Source organism: Romboutsia sp. 1001713B170131_170501_G6 (assembly GCF_015668195.1).
Lineage (GTDB): Bacteria > Bacillota > Clostridia > Peptostreptococcales > Peptostreptococcaceae > Romboutsia_C.
Genome location: NZ_JADPFC010000025.1, coordinates 1 through 2,237, shown reverse-complemented (window position 1 = coordinate 2,237; position 2,237 = coordinate 1). Strand labels below are relative to the sequence as shown.

Here is a 2,237-nt window from a genome sequence, read left to right as displayed (position 1 = left end):
GTAGGAGTTTGGACCGTGTCTCAGTTCCAATGTGGCCGATCACCCTCTCAGGTCGGCTACTGATCGTCGCCTTGGTAAGCCGTTACCTTACCAACTAGCTAATCAGACGCGGGTCCATCCTGTACCGCAAAAGCTTTGATAAGAAAGCCATGTGACTCTCTTATGTTATCCCGTATTAGCATACCTTTCGGTATGTTATCCGTGTGTACAGGGCAGGTTACCCACGCGTTACTCACCCGTCCGCCGCTCTTTACCGAAGTAAATCGCTCGACTTGCATGTGTTAGGCACGCCGCCAGCGTTCATCCTGAGCCAGGATCAAACTCTCAAATAAAAGTTGTTACCTGCTCAGACTATCATTATCTGAATATCTGGCTTGGTTGTATTCGATTCTTTAATGAATCATTAATTATATAAATTAACCTACTGTTTAATTTTCAAAGTTCATTTTAAGCGACTGTGTCGGCGCTTACTTTTTTATTTTTGCCCTTTTCTTAAGGACAAGTAATACTATATCATCTTATTTTTATATCGTCAACACTTTTTTTAAAAAATTTTATTTTTTATTTATAATGTGCTTTTCAACAGTTATATTATGTGTAGGATAAAATATATTTATTCATTATTTTATTCTTAATTAAAAAATCAACTATACAATTCTATTTAAAATAATACAACTATATGCTTATAAATTTAATAAATTATATATGTATTTAAACATTATTAATATGATGAATAAAAATTATATCCAAATAAATATAGTTATCTGCTTATAATTAACCTATTCACAAAAACATTTTATCTTCTATATTTTTTAATACAACTTTATCAAGTTTAATTAAATTACTTATTGTAAAAAGAAAGGATACTAAGTAGTATTAATATCCCTCCTCTTTTGTTAATCAACTTGTGATAATAATCTTCTCGCAACATCAGATACTTTTAATTCTCCTAGCTCTGCATGTCCTATCGCTATAACTACTTTTATAGCATCGTCTGTATTATCCCATTTATAAGCCCTAGCATTCATAACAGCATCTTCTGGCATTATCTCTTCTAATTCCATAGCTAATTCATCTGCTAATGTTATATATTCATCAAATAAATCTTCACTGTCTATTTCTTCTAAGTCATAGTCTTCTTTTATTATTTCATTTAAATTTTCTATATCTATACTTATTTGGTAAGCTAATGTATCTTCTCTTTTTGTTCCTTTAGTTAAATCTTTTTCTACTATAAAGTCACTATTTTCTTGTATAGTCTCTTTTAATTCTTCGCTATCTACTATTTCATCCCCAAAAACTACGTACATGATTTAATCATCTCCTTAGAATTATTTTGCTATTGATTCTACTAAAGACTCTTGTAATGTCTTCTTTATTCCTCTTTCCTTAGCAACTTTTATTAAATATCTATATCTTGACTTTTTAGCCTCTAATTCATATATAGCAACATCCACTAACTCTGGGTCTGTAACTAGTTGAAAAAAATGTTCTGCTGTTTCAACATCCAACTGAGCTCTTTTTATCTCCTTTATTAGTTTTTGCTTTTCTTTATCTTTATTAATTTTTTTTATTTTAGACATAGTCATCCTCCCTAAATTATATTTTATTAAGAATTTTGACATATTCTAAAATCTATATACCATTATATGTAAATTTAATTCCTTTATCAAGATAATATATATTCTTAGTATTATTTTTTGCATATAAAAACCTCTAGTGATTTTCACTAGAGGTTACACTGGTGGGATTAACAGGGCTCGAACCTGTGACCCCCTGCTTGTAAGGCAGGTGCTCTCCCAGCTGAGCTATAATCCCGGATATGGTGCGCCCAAAGGGACTCGAACCCCTAACCTTCTGATTCGTAGTCAGACACTCTATCCAGTTGAGCTATAGGCGCAATTTTGGAGGCGACACCCAGATTCGAACTGGGGATCAAGGAGTTGCAGTCCACTGCCTTACCACTTGGCTATGTCGCCATAATATAAATGGTGACCCATCCGCGACTCGAACGCGGGACACCCTGATTAAAAGTCAGGTGCTCTACCGACTGAGCTAATGGGTCATTTTAAATGGGGTGGATAATGAGATTCGAACTCACGGCCTCCAGAGCCACAATCTGGCGCTCTAACCAACTGAGCTATACCCACCATATCTATATTGGTCGAGGTGAAGGGACTCGAACCCCCGGCCCCATGGTCCCAAACCATGTGCGCTACCAAACTGCGCTACACCTC

The 2,237-nt window shown here is 34.8% G+C and carries 2 protein-coding genes, 5 tRNA genes and 1 rRNA gene; all 8 read right to left on the bottom strand.

The features are described 5' to 3' along the window. Nucleotides 1-332: ribosomal RNA gene (locus tag I4U89_RS15435) — 16S ribosomal RNA — on the bottom strand; the annotation flags it as partial. Nucleotides 333-896: 564 nt separating this feature from the next. Continuing rightward, nucleotides 897-1,310 (bottom strand): hypothetical protein, encoded by a 414-nt coding sequence (locus tag I4U89_RS15430; RefSeq protein ID WP_195941139.1) that lies wholly within the window; start codon nucleotides 1,308-1,310, stop codon nucleotides 897-899. 21 nt (nucleotides 1,311-1,331) lie between these two features. Then, nucleotides 1,332-1,583, bottom strand: a complete 252-nt coding sequence (locus I4U89_RS15425) for a DUF2508 family protein (RefSeq protein ID WP_195941138.1) — start codon at nucleotides 1,581-1,583, stop codon at nucleotides 1,332-1,334. A 159-nt stretch (nucleotides 1,584-1,742) separates the two neighbouring features. Beyond that, nucleotides 1,743-1,818, bottom strand: a tRNA-Val gene (locus I4U89_RS15420). 5 nt (nucleotides 1,819-1,823) lie between these two features. Then, nucleotides 1,824-1,900: transfer RNA gene (locus I4U89_RS15415), tRNA-Arg, on the bottom strand. Nucleotides 1,901-1,905: 5 nt separating this feature from the next. Further along, nucleotides 1,906-1,979: transfer RNA gene (locus I4U89_RS15410), tRNA-Cys, on the bottom strand. Nucleotides 1,980-1,989: 10 nt separating this feature from the next. Next, nucleotides 1,990-2,065: transfer RNA gene (locus I4U89_RS15405), tRNA-Lys, on the bottom strand. Nucleotides 2,066-2,073: 8 nt separating this feature from the next. After that, nucleotides 2,074-2,150 (bottom strand) — tRNA-His (locus tag I4U89_RS15400). Nucleotides 2,151-2,237 lie beyond the last annotated feature (87 nt).